Origin of the sequence: Mycolicibacterium elephantis DSM 44368 (assembly GCF_004014805.1) — a bacterium.
GTDB lineage: Bacteria > Actinomycetota > Actinomycetes > Mycobacteriales > Mycobacteriaceae > Mycobacterium > Mycobacterium elephantis.
This window is the reverse complement of the sequence record NZ_ATDN01000023.1, coordinates 60,998-87,194: the sequence shown is the minus strand read 5'-3', so window position 1 is coordinate 87,194 and position 26,197 is coordinate 60,998. Positions and strand designations below refer to the sequence as shown.

Below are 26,197 nucleotides of genomic sequence, written 5' to 3'. Positions count from 1 at the left end.
ATCGCGGCTACCATTTCCGCTCAGCTTTGCGAATCGTCAGCGCTCACTGCGTGTCGCAGTAGGTGCTTCTGCACCTTGCCGGCCCCGTTGCGCGGTACGGCGCCGAAGATCACCTCACGTGGCACCTTAAAGTCGGCGAGCGTCGAACTGGACCCTGGGGCGCGCGCCGTGACGACGGCGACTACGGTCTCTCCCCACACGTCGTCGGGTCGGCCGACAACCGCCACGTCGTCGACGTCGGGATGGCCAGCGATCGCCTGCTCGACTTCTCCCGAGTAGACGCGTCGCCCGCCGGTGATGATGACGCCGCGTATTCGGTCGACGAGCAGATTCGCACCGTCGGAATAGAGCCGCATCAGGTCACCGGTGTGCAACCATCCGTCGCGGATGACCTCCCCGGTCGCCTGCGGATTGGTCCAGTCACCCACAGTGATCCCCTCACCACGCAACACCAGCATCCCGACTTCACCCGCGGGCGTCTCATCGCCATGGGCGTCGACGACTCGCGGCTCGATAAGCGGTGGCGCCACATGGCCTGACGACAGCGGCCGCGACCGCACCTATGCCACCGTCGAGTAGATGCCGACGGGTCCAGCCTCGGTCTGCCCTCACTGCTGATCGAACTAGACGTGAGGAAAGGTGTTCAACAGTCGCTACACCGCTGCGGCAGGTTCTCAGGACTATTGCCGAGCTGCCGCAACCAATTCCGCTGTGTCGGTGTACTTCACTCGCGGACGGCTGCCGGTCCCGCGCTGCCGCTCCGCCGCGTCGATCGCCAACCAGCCCTGCCAGTCGACGGCCGTCACGCCCCGGCTGGCCAGCAACGCACGGATGTCTTCGTCGAGGGCCTTGCCGTTGGTGCGATGCAGCCGGCCGGCGGCGAAATCCTCCATCAGGTGGGTGACCGTCTGCTGTGCGCAGGTGCGGTTGGTACCGATGAGACCCCGGGGTCCACGCTTGATCCACCCGGTCACGTAAACACCGGGCACCGGCTCATCACCGTCGAACACCCGTCCTTCCTCGTTGGGTACCCGACCCGCTGCCTCGTCGAACGGCACACCATCGATGGCTCCGCCGCGGTAGCCGATCGACCGCAGCACCACTGGGGTCTCGATCGTTCCCGATTCCAGGCGAACGCCTTCGACGCGATGCTCCCCGATCAGCTCCAGCGGTGGCGCTGAAAACACCAGCGTCACAACGCGATTCTCGGGATTTCGCGGCCGGTTTGCGTACTCGGCCACCAGGTCGTACTTCAGCGAACGCTCGAGATCGTCGTCGGGACGCGCCCCGGGATCACCCTGAACCGCGACATCGATGCCCGGTAGCTCACCGAGCGCGATCAGCTCGCCCAGGGAAAAGGCGCCATCGGCGGCGCCGCGACGGCCCAGGATCACGACTTCGCGTACTGCGCTCTCCGCCAGGGCGCGCAGCGCATGGTCGGCGATGTCGGTCCGCGCGAGCGCATCCGCTCCCGAGACCAAAATCCGCGCGGCGTCCAACGCCACGTTGCCGTTGCCGACGATCACGAGGCGGGGCGTGGAAAGGTCGAATTCGTGATGGACGTGGTCGGGGTGACCGTTGTACCAGGCGACGAAGTCGGCGGCGGCGTAGTGGCCGGGCAGCTGCTCGCCGGGGATTCCCAGTTCCCTACTGCGGGAGGCGCCGACCGCGTAGATCACCGCATCGTGGTGCTCTATCAGTTCTTCGTGCGTGACGTCGCGGCCCACCTCCACATTGAAGTGACACGTCACCGGGTCGCTCGCCAGGATCGGCTCGAACAGACTCACGACCTGCTTGGTCGTCTGATGGTCGGGCGCCACGCCGGAACGAATCAGCCCGAACGGCGTCGGCAACCGATCGAAGATGTGCACCTCGACGCCAGGAGTCCGCACGAGCTCGGCTGCGGCATAGCACCCCGCAGGTCCCGCACCGACGATCGCGACGCGCAACGCGCCCCGGTCAATCCTGTGCGGCAACGACTTCCGAATCGTGTTCCGCGGCCGCAGCGGCGACTCCGTGAAGTACGCCGCGTTGACGTCACGGAAACGCTGCTGCCCGGTCGGCAACTCGTCCTCGTGGTAAATCGCCCCGACCGGACACACCTCCATGCATGCCCCACAGTCGACACACGCAACCGGGTCGATGTAGAGCATCTGCGGTGAAACACCGTTGGGAACCGGGCGGATACAGTCCACCGGGCACACCGGCACGCAACTGCCGTCCGTGCAGCAGTTCTGGGTGATGACGAACGCCAAAGCCGATACTCCTGGTCAGTCTTCGATGGACAGCGCGCCGGTGGGGCAGTTCGAGACCGCCTCCTCGACCTGGGCGCGCTCATCCTCCGACGGGTTCTCGTTGATGACGGTGGCGGCGCCGTCGTCACCGACCTTGAACACCGTTGGGGCCGTCATCTCGCACATCCCGATGCCTCCGCACCTGACGCGGTCCACACGAATCTTCATCACATCAACCTCCGCATGATGTTGAGTGCCCGATCGGTATACGGCGGATACATCAGCGACGGGTCGGGTTTGGCGGGCTTCGCAAGCACCGCGCGACGGTAGCTGAGCGTTTCAAAACCCCACCGGCCGTGGTAGGCACCCATCCCGCTGGCCCCGACCCCGCCGAACGGCAACTGGGGTACCAGGCAGTGCATGGCGATGTGGTTGATGACCGCACCGCCGGACGGCGTAGCGTCGATGATCTCCCGGCCGCGCTGCTGTGAAGCGGTGAATACATACAGCGCCAACGGCTTCGGGCGGGAGTTCACGAACCGAATGGCTTCGTCGGTTGACTTCACCCGGAGCACCGGGAGTATCGGGCCGAAGATCTCCTCGCCCATCACGGGGTCGGTCGGCGCCGGATCGACGATGACCGTCGGCTCGATACGTAGCTTCTCGACATCCCACTTACCGCCTGTCCCAACAGTTCCCGTCGTCGTCGAGATCAGCGAGACCAGGCGGTCGAACTGCCGCTGGTTCACGATGGGCAGCGACGGATCGGGTTCGCCCGACCGGAATTTGGCCATCGTGTCGATGACCTTGCGGACCAGTTCATCGGCGATCGATGCCTCAGCGAGCACATAATCCGGTGCGATACACGTCTGGCCGGAGTTGAGCATCTTCACCCAAGCCAGGCGGCGCGCCGCCACATCCAGATCGGCATCGGCAGCCACGATCACCGGGCTCTTGCCACCCAGTTCGAGCGTGACCGGCGTGAGCGTCGGCGCGGCCGCCGCCATGATCTTGCGGCCCACCTCTGTGCCGCCGGTGAAGAGCGCGTGGTCGAAGCCCTGCGCCAACAGGGCCTGTGTGATCTGGCGGTCGCCTTCCACAACGCGGATCGCCTCGGCGTCCAGGTACTGCGGAACCAGCCGGGCCAGGAGCGCCGAGGTCGCAGGCGCCAACTCGGAGGGTTTGATGACCGCACAGTTGCCCGCCGCGACAGCCGCCACCAGCGGACCCAGGCTCAGATACACCGGGTAGTTCCACGGGCCGATGATCAGCACCACGCCGAGCGGGTCATACTGCACCCACGCCCGTCCGGGCAACTGCACCAGGGGCAGTGGCTGACGGCGCCGTCGCATCCACTTGCGCAGATGCTTACGGGCGTAGGCCGCTTCACCTTTCGTCGAGGTGACATCGCCCAGCCATGCCTCGGCGGGAGTTCGGCCCAGGTCCTCGGCCAGTGCGGCCGCGATCGCCGGCTCTTGCTCCGTACACAGCCGTTCAATGCCGGCCAGCTGGTCGAGCCGCCACCGCACCGACCGGGTGCGGCCGGTCTCGAACACACCACGCAGCTCATCGACCAGGCCGGCCTCGGCCGCTTCCGCGCGCGCCTGAACAGTCATGGCCTGCCTCAGATCTCGGGCGCGTCAACCACACCGGACGCCACAGCCCCGCTGATACCGCCGTCGATGATGAGCGGGTGGCCGTTGATCCACCGCGCCGCGTCCGACGCCAGGAACAGGATCCCGTCGGCGATGTCGTCGGGTTGCGCGTGCCGGCCCAGCAGTTCCTTCACACCGTCGAGGGTGTCCTTTCCCATCGACTCCTCGAAGTCCGCCAGGATCGGCGTCTCGACGGGTCCGGGCAGCACCGCATTGATCCGGAATCCCATCTGCGCCACGGCAAGTCCCATCATCATGGTGTAGACGGTGGTGCACTCCTTCGAGAAGTTGTAGGCGTTGCCCTGCTGGGGGTTGGCCTTGAACCATGCCTGCGCTTCCTCGAACGTGTCGGTGGCGAGCAGATCACGGATCGCCTCGAGCCGCAGCGGCCAGCCGAAGCCGGCGGTGGAGGACACGATCGTCACCGTTCCGCCCGGTGCCAGGCGCTCGAAGAAGGCCTCGGTGAGGTGTCGCACCGCGAACGTGTTGACCGCCATCACGAGATCGGCGGGAGCCGTTCCCGGGATGCCCGCGATGTTCATCAGCCCGTCGAACTGGCCCTCCAACTGTTCGAGCGCGGCGTCGATGTTGCGCGGGTTGGCCAGGTCGACGGTGATGTGCTGGGTGACCGGAGCCGAGGGCGCGTTTCGGTCCAGGGAGTACACCGACGCCCCCGCGTCGAGCAGCTTGCGCGCGGTCGCATCGCCGATCCCGGACGCGGCACCGGTTACGACATAACGCTTTCCGGCGAATTCGGACATGTGAGGCGGCTCCTTAGTCGAGGGTGTAGGGCAGCGACTTCACCGCGGTGATGAAGTTGCCGGTCAGGTACTCTGGTTCGCCGACGTGCAGGTTCGGTGCGCGGAAGATCAGCTCCCGGAAGATGGCTTCCAGCTGGATCTTCGCCAGGAACGCGCCCATGCAGTAGTGCGGGCCGCCGCCGCCGAATCCGACGTGCGGGTTCGGTGTGCGGGTGATGTCGAACTCGTGGGGATTGCGGAACACCCGTTCGTCGCGGTTCGCCGACGAGTAGACCATCGCGACCCAGTCGCCCTCGCGGATGTGCTGGCCGCGCAGTTCGGTGTCCTGGGTCGCGGTGCGCCGGAAGGTCATCACCGGGGTGGCCCACCGGACGAATTCCTCGATGGCGACCTTGATGTACTTGTCGAAGTCCTGCTGCAGCAGCGCCTTCTGCTCGGGATGCCGGTCCAGCGCGATCGTCGTGAAGGTGGTCGTGGTCTTGGTGGTGTCGTTGCCGGCCACCGACAGCAGGACGAAGTACGGGCCGAGTTCGTCGTCGGTGAGCCGGCGTCCTTCCACCTCGGCCTGCACCAACGACGTCATCAGGTCGTTCTCCGGTTTCTCCCGCCGGGCCTGGGCGAGGCTGATACCGATGTCGAGCAGGCCGACGAGGGAATCGGTGAGCACCTGACTGGGTTCACGGCCGGCGGCGACGTCGGGATCAGCCCAGGCCACCATGCCCTCGGCCAGCTTCGCGGCTTCGTCGCGCTGTTCCTCGGGGAGGCCCAGCATTTCGTAGATGGTCCACATCGGCAGCCGCTTGGACACCTGCTCGACGAAGTCGCCCTCCTTCGTCTCCAGCAGGTCGTCGATGATGAGGCGAGCCTGACGCTCGATCTGGTCCTTGATCTGGGCGACCCGCCGAGGCGTGAACACCGAACTCACGAGCCGGCGCAGGCTCGCGTGTTCGGCACCGTCCATGCCGAGGAAGGACTGGGTGGCGGCCAGCAATTCCTCGGGCACTGCCTCGAAGGTGATGCCCTGCCCCGAGCAGAACAATTCGGGATTCTTGCTGACGTAGGCGACGTCCTCGTGCCGGGTGACCACCCAGACCCCGTCGATCTCCGGCTCCATCATCGAGCCCTCGAGCGGCGGGTGCCAGCTGACCGGACGCTCGTCGCGCAAGATCTTGAAAGCCTTCTCGCGCTCGTCGAAGCTCTGGGCCCAGAACTCCACCGGCGAGATGCTGACCGGATCGAACGGCGGACGCTCAGTCGGGGCCTGTACTGCAGTCATTGTGCGACCTCCAGATATCTGTTGATGAGGAGCCGTTTGGCCAACTTCCCGGTGGGTGTGCGCGGCAGCTCGTCAGTGAAGTCCACCGAGCGTGGCGCTTTGTAGTGCGCAATACGTTGGCGCACATAGTCGATGATTTCCTGGGCGAGCTCGTCGGAGCCGGTGATCCCGTCGCGCAGCTGGACGACGGCCTTGACCTGCTCGCCCATCTCCGGATCGGGCACGCCAATCACCGCCACATCGGCGACACACGGGTGCAGGGCCAGCACGTTCTCGATTTCCTGCGGATAGATGTTGATGCCGCCGGAGATGATCATGAAGGCCTTGCGATCGGTCAGGAAGAGATAGCCGTCGTCGTCGACGTATCCCATATCGCCCACGGTCGACCAGTTGTCGTGCTGGGGATGCCGGGACTCGGCTGTCTTGACGCGATCGTTGTGGTACTCGAACGGGGTTGCGTCGCGTTCGAAGTAGACGGTGCCGATCTCGCCGTTCGGCAGCTCCACACCGTCGTCATCGCAGATGTGGATGACGCCGAGCGCCGCCCGGCCCACCGAGCCTCGCTTCTTCTGCCATTCCGGTGTGGTGATCACCGTCGTGCCGTGCTGTTCGGTGGCGCCGTAGTACTCCACGAAAATCGGCCCCCACCAGTCGATCATGGCGTCCTTGACATCGGGTGGGCAGGGCGCTGCGGCGTGCACCGCCAGCCGCAGCGACGACAGGTCGAAGTCCTTGCGCACCTCCTCGGGCAGCTGCAGCATCCGGATGAACATCGTCGGCACCATCTGGGTCACGGTGACGCGGTACGTCTCGATCGCCGCCAACGCATCTCGGGCGTCGAAGCGCTCCATCAGCACGACCGTGCCGCCCAGCGCCAGCACGCCGCCACACCACTTCAGCGGGGCGGTGTGGTAGATCGGCGCCGGGGACAGGTAGATGTCGTCGGCGTTCAGCCCGAACGCGTGCTGCAGCATCGCGATCAACGGGTCGCCCGGCTGATCGACCTGGATGTCGAGCAGGTGCGGCTTGATTCCCTTGGGCCGCCCCGTGGTTCCCGACGAGTACAGCATCTCCGAACCCCGCGGCTGCGACGGCAGCGGCGACCAGTCGCCGGCGAGCAGTTCCGCGTAGCTTTCGTGGCCGGCGATCGGCCCGCCGAATGCGTAGCGCCGCTTCACCGCTGGCGTGAGGTCCACGAGTTCGGCGGCGAGGTTGCTGATGCCGGCCGACGCGAACAACACCTGTGCGCCACTGTCGTTGACGATGTATGCCGCCTCGTCGGGCGTCAGGTGCCAGTTCACCGCGGTGATGTAGAGCCCTGACCGGAGCGCAGCCCAATAGATTTCGAAGGCGGCAGCGGAGTTGTCCGAGAGCAGCGCGATGACATCACCGCGCCGCAGCCCCATGTCGTAGAGCGCCGACGCCACCGCGGCAGACCGCTGCTCGAGTTCTGCGTAGGTGGTGACGGTGCCGGAGCCGGCCATGATGACCGCCGGATGATCCGGCCGGACCGACGCGTGCGTACCCGGATACATCGCGGTTAGACCAGGAGGTCGTCGCGACCGTCGTTCTTGAGCCGCTCGATGTACACCGGGTAGAGCTTCTTACCCAGTGGGGCCAGCTTGAGCAGGCTGCCCATGTCGCCCTCGACCTTGATCTTCCGTTTCGCCATCGCGAGCGGCAGGTTCACCTTGCCCTGCCAGTAGGCGCTGCCGGTTTCGGCCGCCATGGACATGGTCGCGGTCGGCGCCGCGCCGCCCTCCAGTCCCTCCCGGACGGACTTGTTGGCCATGTCGATGACCACCACGGCCTCGGGATCGGTGAAGTTGAACGCCACGACGAGTCCGGTGTCGACCAGCTTCGGCCCGATCTCAGGATCCTCGAACGCCGTCTCGAAGATCCCACCGATGTAGCGGGTGACCTCGGCAGAGTTAGCGAACCCCATCGTTCTCCTTAATTTATTCTAGATTCAAATCGGGCTATGGTCAGTGTCGCATCACAGCCGCCATAAGTCAACTTATGGTATGCCGGCGGTTGGCTCCGCGAGGCCAGGATGCGGCAGCTTCGTCCCCCATCGGCTCAGCGCAGGATCAGCACGATGCAGAGTAGCCCGACGACCAGGAACCACGCCCCCGCCCACCGCCGCAGCGCGGTGCCCCTGAGCTCCATGAAGTCCATCGCCACCAGCCAGGCCTTGACGAAGGCCAGCGCGGCGGCGCCGGCGGCCGCGACCCGCGGGCTGAGGATCTCGTGCACGGTCCCCGAGGTGAAGGCGAGCGCACCGACCGTCAGCACCACGAGGACGCCGTAGACGACGCCGACCCACCGCTTGTCGGCCGTCATGCGTGGCTCCCGATGTAGACGAACGAGAAGATCAGGATCCAGAGCAGATCGACCATGTGCCAGTACCCGGCGGCACTCTCCGCGAACCGGAAGCTGACGGGCCGCCCCGACCGCTCGCCGCGCCACCAGGTCAGCAGCAGCGTGCTGCCGATCAGCACATGCATCAGGTGCAGGCCGGTGAGCACGAAGTAGTACATGAAGAAGGTCGACGACTTCAGCGTGTGCCCGGCGCTGATCTCGATCGCATACTCCCCGGACTTCACCAGGGCGAATGCCGCCGCCAGCGCCAGCGCCCAGCCGATCAGCATCCGGGCATCGGTACCGGCCCGGTGCTTCTGCACCGCGCGGACCACCAGATACGACGAGGTCAGCAGGATCAGCGCGTTGGTGAGGCCAAGCCAGATCACCAGATGCGCAGCGTCGGCCCGGAACTCGCTGCGGTTGCTGCCGAACTGCCACAGGTAGGCGATGAAGAACAGGGCGAACACCGTCATGTCGGCGAAGATGAAGCCCCAGAACGCGGTGTCGCTGGCCAGACGGCGCTGCCGCACGTCGGGCACGCGCCGGGCGACCGTGAGACCGTGCTCGGTCATGGAGCGAGCCCCACTTCCTCGGTCGCGCGGTCGGTCGCGCGGTGGCGCACCATCAGGCCCATGGCCAGCAGGAAGATGGAGTAGGTGGTGAGCGCCAACCAGAAGATCAGCACCCCGTTCCACGTGAACGGGCCGTGTTTGAACACCAGCGCCAGCACATCGAAGCTGAACGTGAAGGCGATCCAGCAGTTGAGGTAGCCGAGCCAGCCGGGAAACGGCGAAGCCGGATCACGCAGCGCCGACGCGGCGATGGCCAGGTTCTGGATGATGAACGGCGCGACCGGGGTGATGAACAGCAGCCAGGCCAGGTCGTTGAGCAGCACCGCGAGCGCCGGGTCCGGCACCGGGCGGAACGCGATGACCGCCATGATCAGCATCGGTACCAGCAGCAGCACCGCGGTGACGCTCCCGGACACCAGCTGCACGACCGACAGTAGGCGCGATTCCGGTGTGCCGGTGAGCATCAGGTGCGATATCGCCGCTATCAGCGGGATGACCAACGAGATGCCCAGCGTGGCGATCACGAACCCGATGGAGACGTGCATACCGTCCCCGTAGAAGGCGACCACCTCGTCGGGCGAGTCCGACGGACCCAGCGGAAACGGCAGGACGCCCGCGATGAGCCAGCCCGTGAACGTCACCAGGATGGTGAGCGGTCCGCACCAACCGCACACCGCGAGCACGGTCTGCCGGAGGTCCGCGGGTGCGCTGCTGCTTCGAGCCATCGGATCTCCCGCGTCAGCGCACCGCGAGTGGATATCCGGCAATGATCTTGTCTACCACCAGTTTTGCGGTCTCCGCGCACGCCGTGGTGCCGCCGTTGGCGTACTCCTTGACAGCGTCGCCGACGTTCCACAGTCCGGTGATCGGCGTGTCGTGCGGCAGGTCGAATCCCGCCACCGCGCGCTGCGGGGGCCAATCGTCGCGCGTGATCGCGGTATTGATGATGCGGGTGCGCTCATCGAAGTTCTCGATGTTGTCGCGCAGGTCCTGCAGCAGCAGTTCGGTTTCGGCCGCCTCGTCGAAGTCACCGAGCGGGTTCGCGGGCACCGAGGTGCCGACGTAGAGGTTCCACCCGTCGGGAGCCATCTCCGGGCAGGTGTCGGTGAAGTTCGCGATGTAGGCCAGTCGGCGCGACTTCGAGAAGCTGAGCATTCCCGGAACGTCGACCAGCCGCTCCCAGCTGGCGAAGTTCACCGAGATCATCGAAGTGGGCCGGTCGCCGCGCTGCGCCATCTCCAGGTAGTCGCGTGGAACATTCTCCTCGCCAAGCAGTTTCACCGTGGCCGCGGGGCCGACGTCGCTGACGACGATCGGCGCGTCGATACGCACGGGCCGGCCGTCCCGGAGCACCTCGACACCGGTGACCCGGTTCCCGTCGAGCAGGATCTTCGTGGCCGGGGTGGACAGCCAGATCGTGCCGCCGTCGCGCTCCACCACACCCGCGAGGCCCTTCCACAGTCCGATGGTGCCCTCGGGGTGGAAACCGAACCGCTTGAACGCGCTCTTACGGGTGAAGTAGGTGAGGAACACCCGCGCGGGCAGTTCGTCGGAGCCCACCGCGAAGACCGACGCACACATGTTGCGGAAGATGCCGTGCACGCCTTCGTTCTTGGTGTACTTCGCCACCCATTCCGCGGTCGACAGCTCGTCCTCCGGCAGGCCGGAGTCGTTGCGCGCGGCGCCGATGCCCTTGACGAGCTTCGCGGCCTGCCGGGTGAGTTTGCCCAGCAGGAAACCCCAGCCGCCGCCGGTGACGTCGACATCCTTGCCGCCGATGCGGTACAGGATCGGCGGTTTGGGCTCGCGGATGTCGAACGGCGCGCCGACCTCTTCACAGGTCTGCTGAGTGATCCCGCCGACCTCGATGACGATCGCGCCGACGTTGACCTTGAAGCCGTCGATGTCGTCGGTGGACGCTCGGCCGCCGACCTTGTCCAGCCGCTCGACGACGAGGGTGCGGTAGCCCTGGTGCGCGAGACGTGCCGCGGTGAACAGTCCGCCCGCTCCCGCTCCGATCACGACGACGTCGAATTGGTTGTCTGACATGACTTCTCCTAATACGAGCGGGGCAGCCCCAGCGAGGTCTGGGCGACGAAGTTGAGCACCATCTCCCTGCTGACCGGTGCGGTGCGCATCAGGCGGGTGACGAACCAGAGTTCGGAGAGGCCGTACTCGTGGGAAAGCCCGTTGCCGCCGTGGGTTTGGATGGCCTGATCGAGTGCCTTCAACGCGGCCTCGGATGCGGCGAACTTCGCGATGTTGGCCGCCTCGCCGGCGGGTTCACCCGCGTCGAACAGCTCGGCGCTGCGGATGGTGGCGAGCCGGCCCAGCTCGACCCCGATGTGCGCCTCAGCCAGCGGATGCGCGATTCCCTGATGGGCTCCGATCGGGGTGGACCACACGGTGCGCTGCTTGGCGTATTCGGTGGCCTTGTTGATGGCGTACCGGCCGATGCCGGTGGACAGCGCGCCGACGAGTATTCGTTCCGGGTTCAGCCCGTCGAACACCTGGCGTAATCCGTTGCCCGCAACACCGATCAGTGCCTCCTCGCCCACCTGCACGTCGTCGAGGAACACGGTGAACTGCTTGTCGGGAGACACGATCGAGGTGTCGATCTGCTGGTACGACAGCCCGGGCGCGTCCGTGGGCACGACGAACAGCGACAGCCTGGGCTTCTCCGGCGTGGAGTGCTCGGCGTCCCGGGTGACCAGCAGGATGGCGTCGCACTGGTCCACCGCGGAGATGTAGTACTTGGACCCGGAGATCGACCACCCCTTGTCGGTGCGGGTGGCGGTGGTCTTCACGTTGTGGCTGTTCGACCCGGCGTCGGGTTCGGTGATGCCGAACGCCATCTTGCGGGTGCCGTCGGCGATGACCGGTAACCACGTCTGCTTCATCTGGTGCGAGCCGTGGTGCGCCAGGATGCTGCCACAGATCGCCGGGGAGATCACCCAGATCAGCAGCGGCATGCCGTGTGCGGCAAGCTCTTCGACGACAACCACCGCTTCGGCCATGCCGCCGCCGCCACCGCCGTACTCCTCGGGCAGGTGCACACCCAGCAGGCCCGCGGCGCCGAGATCCTTCCACAGCTCCTCGATCCCGCCGTTGGACCGGGCGCGTTCCAGGAAATACTGCGGGCCGTAACGTTGCGCGATACCGGCGACACTCTCGCGGATCGCGCGATGTTCGGCGCTATCGGCCGTCAGTCCGGGCATGCTCGTTACCTTCCGATGAATTCGGGCTTGCGCTTCTGGGGGAACGCGGTGATCGCGTTCGCGGCGTCCGCGGTGTCGGCGGTGTCCTTGATGACGCGGGTCTCGGCCGCGAACTGGGTCGGCAGGTCATTGTCCCAGCTTTCGCGCAGCAGCCGCCGCATGGCGGCGTAGGCCTTCGTCGGCCCATGCGCCAGTTCGGTGGCCACGGCCATTGCACGGTCCCGTATTTCGTCAGCGGGCACGATCTCGTTGATCAGACCCCACTCCAGGGCTTCCTTGTCGGTGATCGGGGTGTTCCGCAGATAGGCCTGGGCGGCGCGGCGGGGGCCGATAAGCCGCGGTAGATACCACGTTCCGCCGCCGTCACCGGATACCCCGAGCCCGGCGAATGCGGTGACGAAGCGGGTGCCCTCGGCCGCCAGCACGATGTCTGCCGCGTACACGTAACCCAGTCCGCCACCTGCGACGACGCCGTGTGCGGCGGTCACGATCGGGACGTCGAGTCGGCTCAACAGATCGAAGCCCTGGTGGAACGGCACGGTCATCGACTGGATGAGATCGCCGAACGACTCGGACCGGTCGTGCCGGAAGTAGATGATATCGCCGCCCACGGTGAGCGCCGGACCGTTGCCGCATATCAGCACCGCACGGACGGTGTCGTCTGCGGCGATGCGCCGCGCGACCTCCAGCGTCTCCTGCGCCACTCTCATGTCGATCGCGTTGCGCGCCTCGGGCCGGCTCAGGCAGACCGTCGCCACGCCGTCGGTCACCGAGTACTCGAAGGTCTGCAGGGGTTCCGGACCCTCGAGCGCCGCATGCCATGCCGCGGTGTCGGTCAGCTGGCGCAGTCCGCTGATCCGGCCGTCGGCCGCGAAGTCGATTACGTGAATGAACTCCGCTTCCAACGGTTTCCCGGTACGGCGGGCCTTTCCGACGTAGCGGCCGCTGACCATCAGGCTGCCGTCACCAAGTGATTCGAACTGCCGCGCGTCCGCGCGCATCCGGAAATGCTCGCCGATGCGCCACCACAGGTTCTGCTGCATGGCCTCGGGGCCGTTGTGCTCGCCGCCCATGCCGAGCGGCAGGCCCTCGGCGGCATGGCCGACGAAGTCGGGGTGCAGCAGCGTGTTCAGCGCCTCGCGGTCACCAGCGGCGAGGGCCGCGTACAGGCGCTGCGCCGCCGCCACGCGGGCCCAGTAACGGGATTCGTGCCCGTTGCTACTTGACATAGCGGATGATCGATTCGATGACCGCGGCCGGTTTGGCGGCTCCCTCGAGCTCGATGGTGGTGACCATGGAGACTTGTGCGCCGCCGTCGACGGCGGTGATGTCGGCGATGGTGGAGCGCGCGCGGATCTTCGCGCCCACCGGCACCGGGGAGATGAAGCGGACCTTGTTGAGGCCGTAGTTGATGGCCATCGTCACGCCGTCGACCCGGTAGAGCTCGTGCATGAAGCGCGGCAGCAGGGACAGGGTGAGCAGGCCGTGCGCGATGGTTCCGCCGAAGGGTCCGGAGGCGGCGCGCTCCGGATCGACGTGGATCCACTGGTGATCGTCGGTCGCGTCGGCGAACAGGTTCACCCGGTCCTGGGTGATCTCCAGCCAGTCGGTGGGTCCGAGTTCAGCGCCGACGGCGCCCGTGAAGTCCTCCAGTGTCGGATAGATCTGCATACCGCCTCCTGAGCTTGTGCCCCTTGCCACCAGAGGGGTCGCGACCTGCTGTTTTTAATACTGATTCAATACGCGATTTGGGCTCTAGCTGGGACTCTTGACCACGCTAGCAGATTTTCTATCTACTATTAAATTTCTTGTTGGGCGCGTGAGCTGACTTCCTCCGCCAGCCGGAACTTCTGCACCTTGCCGGTCGGGGTGGTCGGCAGCGATGCCGCGTCGTAAAACACCACCCGCTTGGGCACCTTGAAGCGGGCCAGGTTCCTGCGGCAGTGCGCCAACACGTCTTCTTCGGTGAGCGCGGCCTCGGGCGCGGGGACCACGACGACGCAACCGATTTCACCCCACCGCTCGTCGCTGAGACCGAACGCGAACGCCTGGCTGACAGCCGGATGGCGCTGCAGTACCTCCTCGATCTCCTTAGGCATGACGAGCTCGCCGCCGCTCTTGTACAGCTCCTTGCTTCGGCCCGTCAACTCGAGGTAGCCGTCGGCGCGCACCGTGCCGAGATCGCCGGAGAACAACCGCCCGTCCCGAAGGGCCGCCGATGTCTCGGTGGGCCGGTTCCAATAGCCGAGCATCGTCGTCGGGCCGTGCGATACCAGTTCGCCGTCCACCGTCTCGTAGACCACCAGCGCGTCGGTGCCCGGGACCGACGCTGCACCAGCGCGTTTCGGACGGCCCACCGTCTCCGACGTCAGGTGCAGCGGGTCTTCGGGCAGGGTCAGCGTCATCGCGCCGCCGCACTCGGTCATCCCGTATCCGGTGACGATCTCGTCGACACCGAATTCGCTCTGCACCTGTTCCCACAACCAGATCGGCGCCGGCGCGGATCCGCAGAGCACCGCGCCCAGTGAACTCAGGTCGTAGTCGTGGCGCGTGGTGGACTCCACCATCGCGACCGCCATTGTCGGCACGCACAGGATGTCGTTGGCGCGATGTCGTTGGATGCCCGCGAAATACCCCTCGGCGGAGAACGACGGCTGCGGGATGACGGCTCCGCCGACGTACATCGCCGACAGGATCCCTTCGACGTAGCCGAACATGTGATAGCAGGGCAGCGAGAACAGGATTCGGCGGCCGTCCTGGTACGCGCGGGTGAGCGCGGACGCGTAGGCGGTACGCAACACCGCATCGTGGGAGACCAGCACGCCCTTCGGTGATCCGGTCGTACCCGAGGTGTAGAGCATGTCGCCCGGGGCGTCGGGCGCCACATCAAGTTGCGGCGCGGGTGCTACGGTTGCCGCAAGGTCGGCGACGTTCTGCACTCCTTGGCGTGCGGTGCCATCGGTGTCGAGCAGCACCACGTGCCGCAGGGCGCGGTCCGGTGCGGTCGTGCTGAAGTCCGGCGCGTCCCACTGAGGGACAATCCCGTCCAGCATCGCCTGGTAGTCGAGGGCGCCGAAGCCGGTCATGGTCACAAGCACACGGCAGCCGGAATCCGCCAGCACGAAACCGAGTTCGTTGGTCCGGTACAGGTAGTTGAACGGCACCGCGATCGCACCGGTGCGGGCGATCGCGAACTTGACGGTGACGAACTCCGGATAGTTCGCCATCACCATGCCGACCCGGTCACCGGGTTGGACGCCCAGCCCGGCCAGGCCGGCGGCGATGCGGCGCGACTGCTCGGCGACGTCGGCGTAGGTGAGCGTGACATCGTCGGTGATGACGAACGGCCGCTCGGCGTAGCGGTTTGCACACTCGTCGAGCCAGCCGGCAAGGCTGCGCGGCTGCCAGACGGGGAACCGGTCCCGCAGTTCCTGCCGACAGGCCTCGATTTCGGCGACGGTTCTCATAGCTCTCGCACTTCCCCACGTAATACCGAGTCCCGCAGGGCGAACCGGCGCACCTTGCCGGTGGGCGTGACCGGGAACGCGGTATCGCTGACGAACCAGCGGGCGGGCCGCTTGTACGAGGCCAGCTTCGACTCGGCAGCCGCGACCAGCCGCTTCTTGACCTCCGCGGGATCACCCTGGCTGCGGAACACCACCGCGACGACCTCGCCCCACCGGTCGTCGGGGATACCGACCACGGCGAGGTCGCTGACGTCCTCGTGTCCCTCCAGGTGCTGCTCGACGTCGGCGGGCGCGATGTTCTCCCCGCCGCGGATGATGATCTCCTTCAGCCGGCCGGTCACGGTGAGGTACCCGCGCTGGTCCAGTGTCCCGAGATCGCCGGTGTGGACGAAGCCCTCCTCGTCGACGGCGGCCCTGGTGGCCGCCGGATCGTGCAGGTATTCGACGAACTGCTGATAGCCGCGCGCGCAGATCTCCCCCTGCTCGCCTACGGGCACTACGGCGCCGGTACGTGGGTCGACGACCTTGCAGTCCACCTGGGGCAGCGGGCGCCCCACCGTGGTGGTGCGATCCCGGTGGCTGTCGTCGGGACGGGTCATCGACAGCACCGGGGCCAGCTCGGTCTGCCCGAACAGGTTGAGCACGGTGGCCCCGAAAACCTCTGCGGCACCGTCGATCATCTCCGGCAGCACCCGTGCGGCACCACCCATGATGACCGGTATCTGCGGGGCGGGTGCGTCCTGGCTTCGTTGTGCGGCCAGCAGCGCGTCGAGGATCGGCGGGACGAAGAACAGCACATCGGTTTGTTCGTCGCGCAGCGTCGCCAGCGTCTCGGCCGGGGTGAACCGTTCAACCAGCACCGCGGTTCCGCCCAGCCACAGCGGTCCGAGGGTGCCGATCACACAGCCGGCGGTGTGGAACATCGGCAATGGATTGACGCAGACACCGCGCACGCGGGCTCCGGCCGCGGTCATGGTCAGCCGCGCCACGTTCACCAACGCCCGGTGGGTGAGCAGTACCCCCTTGGGGCGTCCGGTGGTGCCGGACGTGTACTGCAGCATCGCGAGGTCGTCGGGCGTCACGTCAGCGATCGCAGCCGGATCCGGCTCGGATGCGCACCACGCGTCGTCGGCCAGCGAGATCCGTTGTAAGCCATCGATTCCGTCGCTGACTCGCTTGGCGACCTCGCCCATCTGATAGTCCCGGCTGGTGTCGGCGTGCAGCAGTACCTTCGCACCCGAATGGGTCAACGCGTATTCCAGTTCGTCGTCGCGCAGAACCGGGTTGAGCGCCACCAGCACCATCCCAGCCAGGGCGGCACCATACTGAACGATGGGCCATTCCACGACATTCGGTGCCCACAGGGCGATGAGATCACCGCGGGTGGCGGTCCGCGACAGTGCGGTCGCCACCCGAGTGGCCTCCTCGTACAGCTCCCCGTACGTGATCCGCACGTGTTCACCAAAACCGTGCCGGGTGCCGACGAGTGCGGTCAGGTTCGGGCGCTCGCCACTTCGTTGTGCCAGTACCTGTCCCACCGAAGCCTGCACCAGGTCGACACTGCGGTCGGCCGCCCAGTAGGACTGCTGCAGGCGGTGCTCGACGGTCACGGGTTACACGGGGTTGCTGCCGAGTTTGGCGTTGGCCATGTCGCTGATCTCGGCCCAGCGGCTGGTGATCTCCTCCAGCGACGGCGGGCCGCTGAAGGTGACGCCGTCGTTCATGAACAGCGCATGCCGCTGCACGAGTCCGCCGCCGACCACGAACACGGATCCGCTGTCGCTGTTCTCCTCGGAGACCAGGTAGCCGACGGCTGGGGCGACCAGTTCGGGATCGAGCTTGTCGAGTACTTCCAGCGGAGCGATATCGGCGGTCATCCGGGTCGCGGCCAGCGGGGCGATCGCGTTGGCGGTGATGTTGTACTTGGCGGCCTCGATGGCCAGGGTGTTGATCAGGCCGACCAGGCCTGCCTTGGCGGCGCTGTAGTTCGCCTGCCCGAAGTTGCCGTACAGCCCGCTGGTGGAGGTCGCCACCACCACCCGGCCGAACTTCTGCTCGCGCATATGCGGCCAGGCGGTGCGGATCACGTGATATCCGCCGTACAGGTGCACCTTCAGCACCGCATCCCAGTTCTCCTCGGACATCTTGTGGAATGCGCCGTCGCGCAGGATGCCCGCATTGCTCACCACGCCGTGCACGGCGCCGAATTCGCGCACTGCGGTGTCGACGATCTCGGCAGCGCCATCCGCGGTCGCCACCGACGAATAGTTGGCGACGGCGCGGCCACCAGCGGAGCGGATCTCGTCGACGACTGCATCGGCCATGCTGGTGCCGGAACCCGTGCCGTCACGGGCACCGCCGAGGTCGTTGACGACGACCAGCGCGCCGTTCGCGGCGAGGAACCGCGCGTAGGCACGCCCGAGGCCGCCTCCGGCTCCGGTGACGATGACGACTTTGTCTGCTACCCCTGGCACTACTGAACTCCCTTGTCTGCATTAGTGATTACGTTCGCGGGTGACGATGGAAACGAAGGACACGCAGCCGCCCGGACGGCCGCCGAGGTTGTGCGTCAGCGCGGTGTGCGGGTCGGTGAGTTGGCGCTCGCCCGCCTCGCCGCGGAACTGCAGCCACGCCTCGTAGAGCATACGCAGGCCGCTGGCACCGACCGGATGGCCGAAGCTCTTCAGTCCACCGTCGGGATTGACCGGGAGTCGCCCGTCGGCGTCGAATTCGCCTGCCAGTACGTCTTTTACGGCCTGCCCCGGCGAGGTGAACCCGAGGTCTTCCATGAGCACGATCTCGGTCGGCGTGAAGCAGTCGTGCACCTCGGCCAGCGACAGCTGGGTGCGCGGGTCGTCAATACCGGCCTGCGCGTATGCGTCCTTGGCTGAGCGGATAACTTCGGGAAAGCTGGTGTAGTCGTAGGCGGGATCCAACGCTCCGCGGCCGGATGCGGCAACCAGCGACAGCGCCGCGACGTACATCGGGGTCTCGGTGTACTCGTGGGCCCGCTCAGCCGGGACGATCAGCGCGCACGCCGCACCGTCGGACACCCCCGAGCAGTCGAAGACCCCGAGCCGGCCCGCGACCTTCGGGGCCTTGCTGATTGTGTCCTTGGCGACCGGTGAGCGGAACTGCGCCTTCGGGTTTCGCGATCCGTTGTCGTGGTTCTTCCACGCCACATGCGTCATCGCATCCCGCATCTCGTCGGGATGGGTGCCGTACTTTGCGCAATAGGCGGGGTCCAGCAGCGAGAACGCCGCGGGCGCGGTCATCGAGATCTCCGGTGCGGTACCGTCGCCGGGCGGGTCCTGGCGCAGCAGCCCGGAGAATCCGGAGTCCTTGAGCTTCTCCACGCCGACCGCCATGACGACGTCGTACGCGCCGGCCGCCACCGCGTAGCAGGCGTTGCGGAACGCCTCCGAGCCGCTGGCGCACATGTTCTCCACCCGGGTGACCGGTTTGTCGTCGGAGCCCAGCGCTCGGCTCAGCGTCAGTCCGGACATGCCGGAACTCAGGGTGCCCAGCCAGTAGGCGTCCACGTCGTCGCGGGTGATGCCGGCCGTGGCCAGGCACTCGGTGTAGGCCTCCAGGATCAGGTCTTCGGTCGAGGCGTCCCATCGTTCGCCGAACCGGCTGCAGCCCATGCCGATCACCGCGACCCGCCCGGCGATTCCGTTACTGGCCATGTGTCAAAACCGCCTTCCAGAAGTAGTCATGCACATCGCCGGCGGTGAACAGGCGCCGGAAGCTGAACCGCACCCGGGCGCCCACGTGCAGCGCGTCGGGTTCGGCGTCGGTGACCTCCACCGTGCACCGACCGCCGCCGTCGACGTCGACCACCGCCTGGATCATCGGCGGCGACGGCGAATACGCGAGCCGATCGACCGTGTAGGTGGCGACCGTACCCGCCAACCCGGCCACCGGCGCCGGGCTCATCTGGTCCAGGGCGGCGCACTTGCGGCACACCCGCGCCGGCGGGATGTGTACGAAACCGCAGGCGTTGCACCGCGCTCCGGTTAAGCCGAACTTCCACCCCACTGCCCGGGCGGCGGGTGGCGCCGCCACCCGGTCCGGCCCGGGGCGGCGCGGCGGCTCGAGTTCGACGAGCCCGCGCCACGACAGATAGGTCAGCTCGGGCACCGGCAGCCCGCCGTCCCGTTGCCGCGCCACCGGCACCGGCTGTCGGGCCTCTGGCAGCCGGTCGGTGGCTCGCAGCACCACGGCGTCGCAGCCGTCGGTGGCCGAGAACACCAGGATGGTGTCCCCGGGTTCGGCGGTGTCGAGGACAGCGCACAGCGCGATCGCGGCGTCGGCCGCGCCGCTGAACCCGATCGGCGAGGTGACCACCGACTTCTGTCCTTTGACCAGCGTGGCCGCACGTTTCACGATCGCCGTGTTCGGACAGGCCAGCGCGACGTGGTCGGCGTCGGCCAGCCCGGCCGCGTTCAGCGCGTCCGCGGCGGTGGCCCGGATCAACCGCGCGTACCGCTCCGCGCCGAACCGCTCCTCCCACTGCTGCCCCGTCACCGAATGCGGTGCGCGCCAACGGTCGAGGAACTCCTCGGTGCGCGATGCGGTGCCCAGCACCTCGGCGATGGCCGCACCCGCGCCGAACAACAGCGCCGCGGCACCGTCACCGCCGAGCTTCTCGTCGGCCGACCCGGGCCGACCGACCCGCACGTCGCCCAGGACCGCGAGCCCGCCGGTCTGGGCGGCCGCGCGGATCGCGGCGTAACCGCTGCGGCCGGTGCCGCACAGATCCGCGGCCAGCGCCTGTTCGGGCAGCCCGAGCGCGGCGTGGATGGCGGTGGCGTTGGTCTTGTCCGCGTAGGCGGGGCTGCTGGTCGCGAAGAACAGCGCGGCCGGGGCGGGTTGCTGCCGGAGTGCTGTCGCAGCGGCCGCGACCGCCATGGTGGTGGAGTCCTCGTCGTAGCCGGCCACCACGCGACGGCCGAGCCGATGCCGGGGCAGGTAGGCCGCGTAGCTCAGCAGTCCGATGCTCATGCCGCGCCCCGGAACACCGCGGCGATGCCCTGCCCACCGCCGATGCACATCGTCTCCAGGGCCAGACCGCCGCCGCGCCGCTGCAGCTCGTAGAGCATCGTGGTGAGGATTCGCACTCCGGTGGCGCCGATCGGGTGCCCGAGCGAGATCCCGGATCCGTTGACGTTCAGCCGGTCGTCGACCTTGTCGAGGGGGACGCCCCAGCCGGCCAGCACGGCAAGCACCTGAACGGCGAACGCCTCGTTGATCTCGATCAGGTTCATGTCGTCGAACCCGAATCCGGTTCTGGCGAACAGCTTTTGTACCGCGCTCACCGGCCCGATCCCCATGCGCGACGGTTCGCATCCGGTGGCGGCCCAGCCTTCCAGGAACCCGAGCGGCTCCAGCCCCAGCTCGTCGAGGCGATCCTCGGCGACCACCAGGCAGGCCGCGGCCGCATCGTTCTGCTGGCTGGAATTGCCCGCCGTGACCGTGCCGTCGGGCATTATTGTGCGCAGCCGCGACAGGGTCGCAAGATCGGTGTTCGGGCGCACGCCCTCGTCGGTGTCGAAGACGATCGGATCGCCCTTGCGCTGCGGCACTTCGATGGGCACGATCTCGTCGGCGAACACACCGGAGCGTTGCGCGGCGGCGGCCCGCTGGTGGCTGCGTACCGCGAACTCGTCGGCGGCTTCCCGGCTGATGCCGTAGTCCTTCGCCAGGTTCTCCGCGGTTTCGATCATTCCGCTGATCCGGCCGAATCTCCAAGCGGGCTGCGACATCTCGCGGCCACGGTCGAGCCGGTCATAGAGCAACTGATTTCCGGACCGGGCACCCCATCGCATGCTGGTGGTGTAGTGCTCGATATTGCTCATCGATTCGACCCCGCCCGCGAGTACCGCGTCGGCGGCGCCGGTCTGCACCATCATCGCCGCGGTGACGACCGCCTGGAGCCCACCGCCGCAGCGCCGGTCGATCTGCAACCCCGGAACCCCGACCGGCAGCCCCGCGTGCAACGCCACCCACCGGCCGATGCACGGCGCCTCGGAGTTCGCGTAGGACTGCGCGAACACCACGTCATCGATGCGCTCAGGATCAATATTGCTCTTGGCGACAACGGCTTTGACGACGTGTGCGGCCAGATCTTCGGCACGCAACGGCCGCAGGGTGCCGCCGAACGCACCGACAGCCGTGCGCAGCGGCGCGACGATCGCGGCGCGCCGCATCACGACTCCCCTCGCCAGCGCTCCGACGACGGGTCGAGCAGGTTCTGGAGCCGTTCGTCGGACAGCCACACGATGCTCTCCAGCTCGAGGGCATCGAGGAACCGTACGCGGCCGGTGCGCAGATCCTCCAGCCGCAGTCGCGACGAGTTGCCCTCCACGTCGAACGTCACCGAGACTTCGGCGAACTCGCTGCCGATGATCGGCCCGTGGGTGGGATCGAATCGGATGCCCATGCCGGGTCTCAAATCAGGAAGGCCATCGTCGGGATCGGCTTGTCGTTGTTGACCAGCACCACCTTCTTGTAAGCCAACCGGAGTTCGCCGTTCTCTCGCCGCAGCCGGTACGTCGTGCGTCCGCCCCACAGTTCGTTGCCACGGGCGTGCGACTCGAGCAACAGGAAGTTCGCCGCCACCTCCAAATCGACACCGCCGAGCGCGTTCGGACGCCCGCCGAGGAACTCGATGTTGGAGATGACCCGGCGCAGGTTCGACGGCGGAGCCTGGGCATACCGCCGACCGGTGCGGGCCTGATTCAGCCGCGTCGAGATGCGGCTTCTGTTGTCGTAGATGACCGACATCTGCCGGAGCGGGTCGATGTCCGCGCCACCGGCTGGCACCCAGTAGATGGCGTCATCGGTCCACAGCGCTTCCCATGCGTCGTAGTCGCTCTCGTCGGCCAAACGGGCCTCCCGGTAGAGGAACTGCTCAACATCGAAGCGATCGAATCCCTCTGGTATTTCCACCAGTTCGGCGACCTGTGCTGTTGTCATGGTGTCTCCATCAGATTCCTGTAGTGCGCCCAGAAGGCCCGCATTCCCGTCTCGTCGGTAGGCCCGCCGATGGGATGCCCACGCTCATCGATCTTTTCGCGGTTGAGCCCGCGGCGGATATCCAGCCATTCGGGCGACAGCGCCTCCAGGCCGTGCTGGTTCCGCTCGTACATCTCGGTGTCGTCGGCCAGCAGCATGCCGGCGGGTCCGACGGAGCCGATGCACTGGGAGACCATGCGCCGGTTGAGTTCCGGTGCACCCGCCAGTTGCACGGCGGTGACGTACTGTACGCATTCGTTCACCGCGACGGGCTGGATGTTGAACACCTGGATCTCGGCGATGAACAGGTTCGGGAAGATCATCACGTGCGGAGCGCCCTCGATCATGGTCCGCTCCGCCTCGTCGCCGTACCTGGCGCGCATCGCGGCGGCGTACTCGGGCACCCGCGATTCGGTGGTGCCGAACCAGCGCATCGGCTGGGCGAACTTGCGGAACTCCGGTCGCAGGTCGTTCTCGCTGTGCCCGTTGCCCAGGTCCCGGGTGACGGCCGTGGACGAGTCGCTGTACAACGCGCCGATCGGGCTGCCGGTCACACCGAAGATGGACCCGTGCACGAACTGCGGATGATATCCGTCGGTTTCGTTCTCCGCCAACAGTTTCCAGTTGGCACGCGAAGTGTGCTGCAACCACCCGGCGTTGAGTTCGACGCGGCCCTCCGGTGACAACCGCGCGAGCCGGTCGATCTCGCCGGCCGCGTCGCCGAGGTGCTCGAGCAGGCTGGGCCCCTCCGGCGCGAAACTGCCGAACACGAAGCCCTGGTAGGAGTCCACCCGCGGCACCCGGCCCAGCGGCAGGTCGAGTTTGCGTGTGCCGTAGCCCTTGAAGAACGGGAAGCCGACGAGCTCACCGTCGTTGCGGAACGTCCAGCCGTGATAGGGGCAGCGGAAGGTGCCGGAGTTGCCCTTCGCGTCGTCGCACACCTGGCTGCCGCGGTGCGAGCAGCGGTTGAGCAGTAGGTGAATCTGCCCGTCCCGGTCGCGCGTCATGATGACGTCCTGCAGGCCGAGCTTCTTGCGCACATAGTCGTTGGGCTGAGCGACCTCGCTCTCGTGGCCGACGAAAACCCAACTGCGATACCAGATCTTCTCGAGTTCCTCGGCGAAGATCGAGGGATCGGTGTACAGCGAACCATGCACCCGATCGCGCTGAATCAACTGCTCGTACCGGCTCCCGATTACCGATGTCATGAACGGACTCCTTGGGTTTGCCCGAAATTGGGACGGCGCTTCTCCCGGAAGGCCGCAACGCCTTCTGCGAAGTCATCGCTGTCGAACAACCGCGCCTGGTGTTCGACCTCTCGACGCAGCACGTCGAGGGGGTTTGTGGTGGGCGCCTCGGCGAGCATCGCTTTGATGACTCCGAGCGCTTCGGCCGGCTTGGCGGCCAGTTCCTGTGCGTCGGCCAGGGCCGCGTCCAGCGCGCTCCCGGGTTCGGCCAACGCGTCGACAAGGCCCCAGTCGAGCGCCTGCTGCGCCTCGACAACCGTTGCCAGCGTGAGCATTTGGCGTGCCCTCGGGATCCCGATCCGGCGCGGCAGCGAAGCGAAGACGCCCATATCGCCGGCGAGCCCGACCCGGGTGAACGTGGTGGCAAACCGGGCGTCGGTGGCTGCGACGATGCGGTCACACGCGATGGCCAGCGAGACGCCGGCCCCGTATGCGGCCCCCTCGACCGCGGCCACCACCGGTTTCGGGGTGGCCCAGATCGCCCGGATCACGGCCTGCGCGAGTTCGGCGCGTTCGGTCGCGGCCTCGGCGTCCATCCGCTGCATGGTGGAGATGTCCCCGCCCGAGCAGAACACATTTCCGGCGCCGGTGAGCACGATCGCCCGCACTGCGGGGTCGCGGTCTGCGGCCTCGAGCGCCTCGCGCAGTGCCAGCCGCAGCGGGATGTCGATCGCGTTGCGGACCTCGGGGCGGTTCAGCGTCAGGATCCTGACGGCGCCCCGGTCCTCGCTGAGCACGCTCATTTCCCGGTGTACCTCGGCTGTCTGCGCTCGATGACGGCGCGCAGGCCTTCCAGCGCGTCGGCGGTGCCGGACAGCTCCGACACGGTGCGCGCCTCCTCGGCCAGCCGCGCCTCGACCGGTTCGCCCAGACCGCTCCAGACCAGGCGCTTGGTCGCGGAGAGGGCGAGGGGAGGCTGGGCGGCCAGCTGCGCGGCCACCTCGTCGGCGCGTTCGGTCAGCCGCTCGTCGTCGACAACCTCGGTGATCAGCCCGATCGACGCGGCCTCCTCGGCGTCCAGGGTCGGGTTGGTCAGCAGGATGCGCAGTGCCTGCCGCAGCCCCACCAGTTGGGTCAGGGTCACCGACGAGCCGCCGTCCGGCGCCATGCCGACCCGCACCGCGCCGGAGAAGAACTTGGCCGACCGGGCGGCGATGACGATGTCGGAGGCACACACCAGCCCAATCCCGCCGCCGCCGGCGGCAAAGCCCTGCACCGAGGTGACGACCGGGACCCGCAGCTGGATGAGCGCCGAGGTGACCAGTTGCAGCCACGCGGTCGCCTCGCGCAGATAGTCGGGCAGCCCCGCGCCCTTGGATTCGAAGGTGTGAATATCCCCGCCGGCGCAGAAGTTCTTGCCGGCGCCGCTGAACCGGACCACCCGGATGGACGGGTCGGCGTGGCACCGCAGCACCGCCTCGTGCAGGGCCCGCAGGGTCTCCACGTTGAGGCCGTTGGAGATGTCCGGCCGGTTCAGCTGCAGGCGGGCGATGCCGGTGTCGTCGACGTCAAGCAGGACGTGTTCGCGGGTGCTGGTGGTCACGATTTCGCCTTTCTGGAATCAAACGCCGCGGCGCTGGCCGCACCGGCACCGATGATGTGGTCGACGACGGCGTCCACTTCGTTGGTCAGTGCCTGCTCGAGGGTTCCCCGTAACCCGTCGTTGACGAGGCGTTTTATGGTGGTGACGGCGTGCCGGCTGCGGCCGGCGAGCTCGGTGAGGAAGGACTCGACCTGCTCGTCGAAGGCGTCCTGCGGATAGGCGCGATGGGCCAGCCCCCGGATGACCGCCTCGGTGGCGGTGAGCCGTTCGCCGGACAGCAGCGTGGCCAGGGCCTGCTGGCGGCCGATGATCCGGGGCAGCCGGGCGGTACTGCCGCCGCCCGGGATCATGCCGAACCGGATGTGAGTGTCGGCGATTCGGGCGGTCTCGCTCACCAGCACGATGTCGGCCGCCTGCATGAGCTCGAAGCCGCCGGCCGCGGCGACTCCCTCCACCGCGGCGACGACGGGCACGTCGATGTCGGCGATCGTGTCGCACGCCCGGCGGAACGCGACGAACAACGTCTTGAGCGCTTCCGGCCCCGCTGCCCGCAGCCGCTCCACTTCGGCGAAATCGCCTCCGGCGCAGAAGTTTCCGCCGGCACCGCGGATCACGATGACGTTGACGTCCTGGTTGCCGCCCAGTTCGTTCAGCGCCTGCTCCAGCTGCTGGGCGAGCGCCACCGTCACCGAGTTCATCTTGTCCGGCCGATTCAGGGTGACCCGACCGATCGATCCGTCGGCCGTCGCGACCGCGACTTTGCCGTCGAGCGACGTCATCTGGGCTCCCTGCAGGTTGTGGACAAATTTAATCTCAATTTCTAATCTAGGTTAAACCAAC

Annotated in this window: 27 protein-coding genes; all 27 read right to left on the bottom strand. The window is 67.2% G+C overall.

All coding sequences use genetic code 11. The features are described 5' to 3' along the window. Positions 1 to 20: 20 nt before the first annotated feature. A complete protein-coding gene (locus tag MELE44368_RS16505; RefSeq protein WP_128109455.1) occupies positions 21 to 560 on the bottom strand; it encodes a class I adenylate-forming enzyme family protein in 540 nt (179 codons plus the stop codon). A gap of 120 nt (positions 561 to 680) precedes the next feature. Continuing rightward, the gene (locus MELE44368_RS16500) at positions 681 to 2,255 is read right to left on the bottom strand and encodes an FAD-dependent oxidoreductase (protein WP_128109454.1); all 1,575 of its coding nucleotides are present in this window, start codon (positions 2,253 to 2,255) and stop codon (positions 681 to 683) included. Positions 2,256 to 2,270: 15 nt separating this feature from the next. Continuing rightward, positions 2,271 to 2,462 (bottom strand): ferredoxin, encoded by a 192-nt coding sequence (locus MELE44368_RS16495; RefSeq protein WP_128109453.1) that lies wholly within the window; start codon positions 2,460 to 2,462, stop codon positions 2,271 to 2,273. Further along, positions 2,462 to 3,850 (bottom strand): aldehyde dehydrogenase family protein, encoded by a 1,389-nt coding sequence (locus MELE44368_RS16490; RefSeq protein WP_128109452.1) that lies wholly within the window; start codon positions 3,848 to 3,850, stop codon positions 2,462 to 2,464. Before MELE44368_RS16490 ends, MELE44368_RS16495 begins: the two co-directional genes overlap by 1 nt. Before the next feature lie 8 nt (positions 3,851 to 3,858). After that, on the bottom strand, positions 3,859 to 4,650 hold the full coding sequence (locus tag MELE44368_RS16485; RefSeq protein WP_128109451.1) for a coniferyl-alcohol dehydrogenase: 792 nt from the start codon (positions 4,648 to 4,650) through the stop codon (positions 3,859 to 3,861). 13 nt (positions 4,651 to 4,663) lie between these two features. Beyond that, positions 4,664 to 5,926, bottom strand: a complete 1,263-nt coding sequence (locus MELE44368_RS16480; protein ID WP_128109450.1) for a cytochrome P450 — start codon at positions 5,924 to 5,926, stop codon at positions 4,664 to 4,666. Beyond that, a complete protein-coding gene (locus MELE44368_RS16475; RefSeq protein ID WP_128109449.1) occupies positions 5,923 to 7,461 on the bottom strand; it encodes an acyl-CoA synthetase in 1,539 nt (512 codons plus the stop codon). The genes MELE44368_RS16480 and MELE44368_RS16475 overlap by 4 nt, the downstream gene beginning before the upstream one ends. A 5-nt stretch (positions 7,462 to 7,466) precedes the next feature. Beyond that, positions 7,467 to 7,871, bottom strand: a complete 405-nt coding sequence (locus tag MELE44368_RS16470) for an SCP2 sterol-binding domain-containing protein (protein WP_128109448.1) — start codon at positions 7,869 to 7,871, stop codon at positions 7,467 to 7,469. A 134-nt stretch (positions 7,872 to 8,005) separates the two neighbouring features. After that, positions 8,006 to 8,269 carry a cytochrome C oxidase subunit IV family protein gene (locus tag MELE44368_RS16465; protein ID WP_128109447.1) on the bottom strand — a complete coding sequence of 88 codons (264 nt, stop codon included), beginning with the start codon at positions 8,267 to 8,269 and terminating at the stop codon, positions 8,006 to 8,008. Beyond that, positions 8,266 to 8,862 (bottom strand): cytochrome c oxidase subunit 3, encoded by a 597-nt coding sequence (locus tag MELE44368_RS16460; protein ID WP_128109446.1) that lies wholly within the window; start codon positions 8,860 to 8,862, stop codon positions 8,266 to 8,268. The genes MELE44368_RS16465 and MELE44368_RS16460 overlap by 4 nt, the downstream gene beginning before the upstream one ends. Further along, complete coding sequence (locus tag MELE44368_RS16455; protein ID WP_128109445.1) at positions 8,859 to 9,587, bottom strand: hypothetical protein; 729 nt, start codon at positions 9,585 to 9,587, stop codon at positions 8,859 to 8,861. The genes MELE44368_RS16460 and MELE44368_RS16455 overlap by 4 nt, the downstream gene beginning before the upstream one ends. A 13-nt stretch (positions 9,588 to 9,600) precedes the next feature. Further along, the gene (locus MELE44368_RS16450; protein ID WP_128109444.1) at positions 9,601 to 10,911 is read right to left on the bottom strand and encodes a phytoene desaturase family protein; all 1,311 of its coding nucleotides are present in this window, start codon (positions 10,909 to 10,911) and stop codon (positions 9,601 to 9,603) included. 8 nt (positions 10,912 to 10,919) lie between these two features. After that, positions 10,920 to 12,080, bottom strand: coding sequence for an acyl-CoA dehydrogenase family protein (locus tag MELE44368_RS16445; protein WP_128109443.1), 1,161 nt, complete (start codon positions 12,078 to 12,080; stop codon positions 10,920 to 10,922). A 5-nt stretch (positions 12,081 to 12,085) separates the two neighbouring features. Then, a complete protein-coding gene (locus tag MELE44368_RS16440) occupies positions 12,086 to 13,309 on the bottom strand; it encodes an enoyl-CoA hydratase-related protein (protein WP_128109442.1) in 1,224 nt (407 codons plus the stop codon). After that, positions 13,299 to 13,751 (bottom strand): MaoC family dehydratase, encoded by a 453-nt coding sequence (locus MELE44368_RS16435; protein WP_128109441.1) that lies wholly within the window; start codon positions 13,749 to 13,751, stop codon positions 13,299 to 13,301. Before MELE44368_RS16435 ends, MELE44368_RS16440 begins: the two co-directional genes overlap by 11 nt. Positions 13,752 to 13,879: 128 nt before the next feature. After that, the gene (locus MELE44368_RS16430; RefSeq protein WP_128109440.1) at positions 13,880 to 15,547 is read right to left on the bottom strand and encodes a class I adenylate-forming enzyme family protein; all 1,668 of its coding nucleotides are present in this window, start codon (positions 15,545 to 15,547) and stop codon (positions 13,880 to 13,882) included. After that, complete coding sequence (locus MELE44368_RS16425) at positions 15,544 to 17,157, bottom strand: class I adenylate-forming enzyme family protein (RefSeq protein WP_128109439.1); 1,614 nt, start codon at positions 17,155 to 17,157, stop codon at positions 15,544 to 15,546. Before MELE44368_RS16425 ends, MELE44368_RS16430 begins: the two co-directional genes overlap by 4 nt. A gap of 3 nt (positions 17,158 to 17,160) precedes the next feature. Continuing rightward, entirely contained in the window at positions 17,161 to 18,021 is an 861-nt protein-coding gene (locus tag MELE44368_RS16420; protein WP_128109438.1) for an SDR family oxidoreductase, read from the bottom strand. Positions 18,022 to 18,042: 21 nt separating this feature from the next. Then, entirely contained in the window at positions 18,043 to 19,236 is a 1,194-nt protein-coding gene (locus tag MELE44368_RS16415) for an acetyl-CoA acetyltransferase (RefSeq protein ID WP_128109437.1), read from the bottom strand. Then, positions 19,226 to 20,554: an OB-fold domain-containing protein gene (locus MELE44368_RS16410; RefSeq protein ID WP_128109436.1), complete on the bottom strand. Its 1,329-nt coding sequence runs from the start codon at positions 20,552 to 20,554 to the stop codon at positions 19,226 to 19,228. Before MELE44368_RS16410 ends, MELE44368_RS16415 begins: the two co-directional genes overlap by 11 nt. Continuing rightward, entirely contained in the window at positions 20,551 to 21,759 is a 1,209-nt protein-coding gene (locus MELE44368_RS16405) for an acetyl-CoA C-acetyltransferase (RefSeq protein ID WP_128109435.1), read from the bottom strand. The genes MELE44368_RS16410 and MELE44368_RS16405 overlap by 4 nt, the downstream gene beginning before the upstream one ends. Then, positions 21,759 to 21,992, bottom strand: a complete 234-nt coding sequence (locus MELE44368_RS16400; protein WP_128109434.1) for a hypothetical protein — start codon at positions 21,990 to 21,992, stop codon at positions 21,759 to 21,761. The genes MELE44368_RS16405 and MELE44368_RS16400 overlap by 1 nt, the downstream gene beginning before the upstream one ends. An 8-nt stretch (positions 21,993 to 22,000) precedes the next feature. Then, on the bottom strand, positions 22,001 to 22,528 hold the full coding sequence (locus MELE44368_RS16395; RefSeq protein WP_128109433.1) for an aromatic-ring-hydroxylating dioxygenase subunit beta: 528 nt from the start codon (positions 22,526 to 22,528) through the stop codon (positions 22,001 to 22,003). Further along, positions 22,525 to 23,775 carry an aromatic ring-hydroxylating oxygenase subunit alpha gene (locus MELE44368_RS16390; RefSeq protein WP_128109432.1) on the bottom strand — a complete coding sequence of 417 codons (1,251 nt, stop codon included), beginning with the start codon at positions 23,773 to 23,775 and terminating at the stop codon, positions 22,525 to 22,527. Before MELE44368_RS16390 ends, MELE44368_RS16395 begins: the two co-directional genes overlap by 4 nt. Then, positions 23,772 to 24,557, bottom strand: coding sequence for an enoyl-CoA hydratase/isomerase family protein (locus MELE44368_RS16385; protein ID WP_128109431.1), 786 nt, complete (start codon positions 24,555 to 24,557; stop codon positions 23,772 to 23,774). Before MELE44368_RS16385 ends, MELE44368_RS16390 begins: the two co-directional genes overlap by 4 nt. Beyond that, complete coding sequence (locus MELE44368_RS16380) at positions 24,554 to 25,357, bottom strand: enoyl-CoA hydratase/isomerase family protein (protein WP_128109430.1); 804 nt, start codon at positions 25,355 to 25,357, stop codon at positions 24,554 to 24,556. Before MELE44368_RS16380 ends, MELE44368_RS16385 begins: the two co-directional genes overlap by 4 nt. Continuing rightward, positions 25,354 to 26,136 carry an enoyl-CoA hydratase/isomerase family protein gene (locus MELE44368_RS16375; protein ID WP_128109429.1) on the bottom strand — a complete coding sequence of 261 codons (783 nt, stop codon included), beginning with the start codon at positions 26,134 to 26,136 and terminating at the stop codon, positions 25,354 to 25,356. Before MELE44368_RS16375 ends, MELE44368_RS16380 begins: the two co-directional genes overlap by 4 nt. Positions 26,137 to 26,197: the final 61 nt, after the last annotated feature.